General features: G+C 71.2%; 5 protein-coding genes and 1 pseudogene. 2 read left to right on the top strand and 4 right to left on the bottom strand.

Annotated features, from left to right (window positions below; genetic code table 11):
- The 4 genes from E6R18_RS03845 to E6R18_RS03830 all read right to left on the bottom strand — a co-directional run.
- Positions 1 to 688: TerD family protein (locus E6R18_RS03845; protein WP_168712271.1), on the bottom strand; the 688-nt coding region annotated here is incomplete at its 3' end.
- 161 nt (positions 689 to 849) lie between these two features.
- Entirely contained in the window at positions 850 to 1,428 is a 579-nt protein-coding gene (locus tag E6R18_RS03840; protein ID WP_136315394.1) for a TerD family protein, read from the bottom strand.
- 128 nt (positions 1,429 to 1,556) lie between these two features.
- Positions 1,557 to 3,707, bottom strand: a complete 2,151-nt coding sequence (gene uvrB / locus E6R18_RS03835) for an excinuclease ABC subunit UvrB (protein WP_136315393.1) — start codon at positions 3,705 to 3,707, stop codon at positions 1,557 to 1,559.
- Between the two features lie 61 nt (positions 3,708 to 3,768).
- The gene (locus tag E6R18_RS03830) at positions 3,769 to 4,653 is read right to left on the bottom strand and encodes an MHYT domain-containing protein (RefSeq protein WP_136315392.1); all 885 of its coding nucleotides are present in this window, start codon (positions 4,651 to 4,653) and stop codon (positions 3,769 to 3,771) included.
- A 227-nt stretch (positions 4,654 to 4,880) separates the two neighbouring features.
- On the opposite strand from E6R18_RS03830, the gene E6R18_RS03825 reads away from it, so the two are divergent.
- Positions 4,881 to 5,825 carry a glycerophosphodiester phosphodiesterase family protein gene (locus E6R18_RS03825; protein WP_136315391.1) on the top strand — a complete coding sequence of 315 codons (945 nt, stop codon included), beginning with the start codon at positions 4,881 to 4,883 and terminating at the stop codon, positions 5,823 to 5,825.
- A gap of 7 nt (positions 5,826 to 5,832) precedes the next feature.
- Positions 5,833 to 6,197: pseudogene (locus E6R18_RS03820) on the top strand (MGMT family protein); the annotation flags it as partial.
- Positions 6,198 to 6,236 lie beyond the last annotated feature (39 nt).

Here is a 6,236-nt window from a genome sequence, read left to right as displayed (position 1 = left end):
ACCGTGGCGTGGACCGGGCCGGAGCCGGCGGCGGAACGGGGGGCTGCCCGTCGCCCGGGGCGGCAGCGGGGGTGGGCGCGTGCCTGACCCGGTCGCCCTCCGGGGTGCGGGGCGGGGGCGGGGCCACGGAGCGGGCCAGGCCCCGGGCGACGGCCTCCTGGATCATCCCGGCCAGCTCGGCGGCCCGGTCCACGCCCTGGTCGGCGAGCATGGCGGCGAGACCGCCCGCGTAGCCCTGGCCGATCGCCCGGACCTTCCAGGCGCCCTGGCGCCGGTAGAGCTCCAGGGCGGCGACCGCGGACTCGGTGTCGAGCCCGGTCAGGGTGAACGTGGCGATCTCGTCGCCGTCGAGGCCGGTGACGGCGACGAAGGGCGAGGCGACGGCCCCGAACCGGGTCGGGCCGCCCACGCCGAGCGGCAGGGCCAGCAGCACCGTGACCCGGTGCACCCCGTCGGGCAGGGCGTCGAGGTCGACGGCGAGCCGGTGGTCGGCGGCGGCCTGCCGGGAGACTTCGAGGCCGTGCAGCTGCGGCGATCCGGGGTGGGCGATCCACTCGGCGCCGTGCACCCTGCCGTGCTCGTCGCCGAGCGTGGCGCCGGCCACGACGGGCGCCCCGGCCGATATCCGGATCTCCAGACGGGTCTGGGGCAAGGTGTGGTTCTGCCCCCGGACCAGCTCGGCCGTCATTGCCCTGTCCCCTCGACGAGTTGCTGCTGCGTGGTGCGGGTCTGTGCCAGGTGTGCACGCCGGGCGGCGCGCAGGGTGCTGTGATGCGGTGCAGCTCCCGGCGGCCGATGCCTCCGGGAGCTGCGCGTACCGTGATGCGGACCTGGTCGGTCCGGCGCCGTCTACAGGTGCGGCAGGATCGCCGGCATGAGGTCCTGGAACGTGCGGCCGTTGGCCGGGTTGCCGATGGCGGTCATCTTCCAGGCGTTGCCCGCGCGGTGCACCTTCGCCATGATCTGCGCGGTGTACTGCCCGCCGCCGTCCAGCGTGTAGCGGGCGAGCTCCTGGCCGTTGGTCTCGTCCACGATGCGGCAGAAGGCGTTCTGCACCTCCTGGAACGTCTGGCCGGTGAAGGAGTTCACCGTGAAGACGATCTGGTCGATGTGGACCGGGACGCGCTGGAGGTCCACGAGGATCGCCTCGTCGTCGCCGCCGGAGCCGGCGCCGCCGACCAGGTTGTCCCCGGTGTGCTTGACCGAGCCGTCGTCGCTGGTGAGGTGCCGGAAGAAGACGACGTCGACCGGCTGCTTGTCGGCGAACAGGACCGCCGAGGCGTCCAGGTCGATCTCCCGGGTGCGCGAACCGAACAGACCGCGGCGCGGTGCCGCCTGCCAGCCGAGCCCCATCCGTACCGCGGTCAGGGTCCCCCCGTCGCTCTTCTGCAGGCTGATGGCCTGACCCTTGGTCATGTTGACCGTCACGCGCTGTCCCCTCTCCGCTGTCCCCGCAACCGTCCTTGCGCGGTTTCCCAGCACCCTACGCAGTGGTGTCACCCGCGCTAAGGCCCCGGGTCGTTTTGTGTCGGTCCTGCAACACACCGGCCGGCACGTCAGGCCAGACCCGCTTCGCGCATCTGGCGCAGCTCCTTCTTCAACTCGCCCACCTCGTCGCGCAGTCGGGCGGCGACCTCGAACTGGAGGTCGGCCGCGGCGGCGCGCATCCGGTCGGTCATCTCCTCGATGATCCCGGCGAGCTCGGTCGCCGGACGGTCGGTGACCGCCGCACCGCCCCGGCCGGCCTTGGCCGCCTTGCCGGTCCTCGCCGCCTTCCCGTCGCCCGGGACGGCGTGCTTCCCGAGGGCGGGCACGGGCGCCTTGCCCTCCTTCGCCTGGCGGTAGCCGGTGCCGAGCAGCTGCTCGGTGTCGACCTCCTCGCGCGCGATCGTGGCGACGATGTCGTTGATCTTCTTGCGCAGCGGCTGCGGGTCGATTCCGCGCTCGGTGTTGTAGGCGATCTGCTTCTCGCGGCGGCGGTTGGTCTCGTCGATGGCCTGCGCCATCGCCGGGGTGACCTTGTCCGCGTACATGTGGACCTGGCCCGAGACGTTGCGCGCGGCGCGGCCGATGGTCTGGATCAGGGAGGTCCCCGAGCGCAGGAAGCCCTGCTTGTCGGCGTCCAGGATGGCCACGAGCGACACCTCGGGCAGGTCGAGGCCCTCGCGCAGGAGGTTGATGCCGACCAGGACGTCGTACTCGCCGGAGCGCAGCTCCCGCAGCAGCTCGATGCGGCGCAGCGTGTCGACGTCGCTGTGGAGGTAGCGGACCTGGATGCCGAGCTCCAGGAAGTAGTCGGTCAGGTCCTCCGCCATCTTCTTGGTGAGGGTGGTGACCAGGACCCGTTCGTCCTTCTCGGCGCGCTCGCGGATCTCGTGCACCAGGTCGTCGATCTGCCCCTCGGTGGGCTTGACGACGACCTGCGGGTCGACGAGGCCGGTGGGGCGGATGATCTGCTCCACGAAGCCGTCGCCCCGGGACAGCTCGTAGTTGCCGGGTGTGGCGGAGAGGTAGACCGTCTGGTTGATCCGTCCGAGGAATTCCTCCCACTTCAGCGGGCGGTTGTCCAGGGCGGACGGCAGCCGGAAGCCGTGGTCGACCAGGGTCCGCTTGCGGGAGGCGTCGCCCTCGTACATGGCGCCGATCTGCGGCACGGTGACGTGCGACTCGTCCAGCACCAGGAGGAAGTCCTCCGGGAAGTAGTCGAGGAGGGTGTTGGGGGCGGTGCCGGGGGCACGGCCGTCGAAGTGCATCGAGTAGTTCTCGACGCCGGAGCAGGTGCCGATCTGGCGGAGCATCTCGATGTCGTACGTCGTGCGCATGCGCAGCCGCTGGGCCTCCAGCATCTTGCCCTGCTTCTCCAGCTCGGCCAGGCGCTGCTCCAGCTCCTGTTCGATGCCGCTGACGGCCTTCTCCATGCGCTCGGGGCCCGCCACGTAGTGGCTGGCGGGGAAGACGTGGAGGGACTGGTCCTCGCTGATGACCTCGCCGGTGAGCGGGTGGAGGGTGGAAAGGGCCTCGATCTCGTCGCCGAACATCTCGATGCGGACGGCGAGCTCCTCGTAGACCGGGAAGATCTCGATGGTGTCGCCGCGCACCCGGAAGGTGCCGCGGGTGAACGCCAGGTCGTTCCTCGTGTACTGGATCTCCACGAAGCGGCGCAGCAGCTGGTCGCGGTCGATCTCCTCGCCCACCTTGAGCTGGACCATCCGGTCGACGTACTCCTGCGGCGTACCCAGGCCGTAGATGCAGGAGACGGAGGCGACCACGACGACGTCGCGCCGGGTGAGCAGCGAGTTGGTCGCGGAGTGGCGCAGCCGCTCGACCTCCTCGTTGATCGAGGAGTCCTTCTCGATGTAGGTGTCCGACTGCGGGACGTACGCCTCGGGCTGGTAGTAGTCGTAGTACGAGACGAAGTACTCGACGGCGTTGTTGGGCAGGAGCTCGCGGAATTCGTTGGCCAGCTGGGCGGCGAGGGTCTTGTTCGGCGCCATCACCAGGGTGGGGCGCTGCAGCTTCTCGATCATCCAGGCGGTGGTCGCGGACTTGCCGGTGCCGGTCGCGCCGAGGAGCACGACGTCCTTCTCACCCGCCCGGACGCGCTTCTCCAGCTCGGCGATGGCCGCGGGCTGGTCGCCGCTGGGCTGGTAGGGACTGACGACCTCGAAAGGCGCCACCGTACGTTCGATCTTCGAGACTGGCCGCATGGAACCACCGTACGACCCCCCACTGACAACGGGGTCGGTCAGCGGCCGTGCCGGGCCCCGCTCACCACTCCCCGGGCTGTACGGCGTCGCGCGGCCGGGCGTGGAAGGACGCCGGGTCGGCGTGCGTGCCGAAGCGGGGGACCTGGCGCTGGGCCGGGATTCCGGGGGCCCGGCCGCGCGCGGTGGACGGGTCGTCCCAGTCGGGCGTGCCCATGACGACCAGCGGGTCGAACATGACCACGACCCCGGCCAGCAGCAGGAAGCAGGCGGGGCCGAGCAGCATGGGCACCAGCAGCGACGTGGCGCTGTCCCCGGGGGCGTGCCCTGTGGTGAGGGCGGAGGGGTGCAGGTGGACGCGGAGGGCGGCCATGCCCGTGTAGTGCATGCCGCTCACCGCGATGGCCATCACGACGCCGGCGCCGAGGCTGGGCAGGAAGCCGTGGATGGAGACGGCGGCCCACAGCGCGGCGGTCGAGGCCACCACGGCGATCACGACGGAGAGCGCCACGGTCACCGTGTCGTACTCGAACTGCCCATCAAGCCGCATTCCCGCCATGCCGAGATAATGCATGGAGGCCACACCGAGCCCGGTGATCGTGCCTCCCGTCACCAGGGCCATGCGGGTGGCGCCCCGGTACCCGACGAGGAAGATCCCGACGCCGACCATGACGATCGCGACGGCGAGGCCGGCGAACGTGATCGGTTTGTCGTAGCCGATCGGCACCTCGTCGACGGAGAAGCCCACCATCGCGATGAAGTGCATGGTCCAGATGCCCGAACCAATGGAGGTCGCCCCGAGAGCCAGCCACCCGGCCTTGAAGGAACGCTCGGTACGCAGTGACCGCGTGGTGCAGCGCAGGCCCAGTGCCGCGCCGAGGCACGCCATGAGGAACGCCGCCGCCGGGGTCACCGCCCCATAGCTGAAGCCGTCGATTGTGCCCTGCATCCTTGTACGCCCTTCGCAGCAGCAAGCCCGGGTTCGGACGACCCTAAGGCGCAAGGCCCGGCAAACAAACAGAAGAGCTGCATTTTATAGACCGGGACATGGACGGGGACAACGGCACATGACGCGGTCCTCGGGGGCGTTCACACGGTGGCCATCCTTCGCCTGTTCCCCGTTCGGGGGCGCCTGGGACGCTCGGGCCGTCCGCAACTCTGACGCTAGGAGTCCACGTGTACGCAGGCACCGCTACCGCCTCCGTCGCCGCTGCCGCCCTGATGGGTGCCGGCACGTTGCTGATGCCGGGCACCGGCACGCCGGTCACGGACACCCCCGCGGCCCGGCGGCCGGCGGCCCGGCTCGCCCCGGTCCGCCAGGCCACCGACGCCACGGCACGCGGCCCGCGCGTCTTCGCCCACCGGGGCGCCTCCGCCTATGCCCCCGAGAACACCCTCGTCGCCGTGGACAGGGCCGACGCGCTCGGTTTCGACTGGGTGGAGAACGATGTCCAGCTCACCAAGGACGGGGTGCTGGTCGTCATCCACGACACGGACCTCAAGCGGACGACGAACGCCGAGGAGGTGTTCCCGGACCGCGCGCCCTGGGCGGTGAAGGACTTCACGGCCGCCGAGATCTCCCGGCTGGACGCGGGCAGCTGGTTCGGTCCGCAGTACGCCCGTACCCGGGTGCCGACCCTCCGCCAGTACCTGAAGCGGATCGGGCACAACCGGCAGAACCTGCTCCTGGAGATCAAGAGCCCCGAGATCTACCCGGGGATCGAGCGGGCCACCCTCCAGGTGCTGAACCAGGAGGGCTGGCTCGACCGGAGCCACGTCAGGGACCGCCTGGTGATCCAGAGCTTCGGGGCCGACAGTGTGCGCACGGTGCACGAACTGCGTCCGGACGTGGTCACGGGCTTCCTCGGCACCCCGGCCGTCGCCGAGCTGCCCGCGTACGCCGCGTTCACCGATCAGATCAACCCGTCCTACGCCACCCTGTCGGCCGACTACGTGGCGGCGGTGCAGGCCCTGAAGGGGCCGCACGACAAGAAGCTCCAGGTGAACACCTGGACGGTCAACGACGCGGCGCACGCACGCCAGGTGAACGGCATGGGCGTGGACGGCATCATCACCAACACCCCCGACGTGGTGCGCGCGGCCACCCGCCCAGGCACCTGACCCCTCGCTCACCGGCCGGAACCGGCCACGCCAGGTGCTGCGCGAGCCGGCGCGGGCGTGCCGTACGGGGCGGTCGCCGGGTACGGGGAGCTGGCCGAGCGGGTCGGGCAGCCGGGGGCGGCCCAGGCGGTGGGCACGGCGACGGGTTCCAATCCTTCCCCGAGTTCTCGGCTTCGCTCGAACAGGCGAGACCCCACCCCGGTCGTGGTGCCGTGCCACCGGGTGGTGGAGCGCGGCGGCGGGATAGGCGGCTTCGGCGGCGGCCTGGAGACCAAGCGGCAGCTGCTGGCGCTGGAGGGGGTCCTGCCGCAGCCGCTGCCCATGGCGGCGCCGGCCTTGCGCCGTCCCCTGGCCCGCCCCGCCACGGCCTGAGCCCGCCGGGGGCGGACACCGGTCGCCGCGCCGCCGAGC

Origin of the sequence: Streptomyces sp. A1277, from assembly GCF_004795015.1 — a bacterium.
In the GTDB taxonomy this organism is placed as follows: domain Bacteria; phylum Actinomycetota; class Actinomycetes; order Streptomycetales; family Streptomycetaceae; genus Streptomyces.
Note: the sequence above shows the minus strand (reverse complement) of the source record. Positions and strands in the feature narration are given on the sequence as shown.

Bases quoted from the DNA above. Each gene is read 5' to 3' on its own strand.
- E6R18_RS03830 (WP_136315392.1), bottom strand. From the start codon at position 4,653: ATGCAGGGCACAATCGACGGCTTCAGCTATGGGGCGGTGACCCCGGCG.
- uvrB (WP_136315393.1), bottom strand. From the start codon at position 3,707: ATGCGGCCAGTCTCGAAGATCGAACGTACGGTGGCGCCTTTCGAGGTC.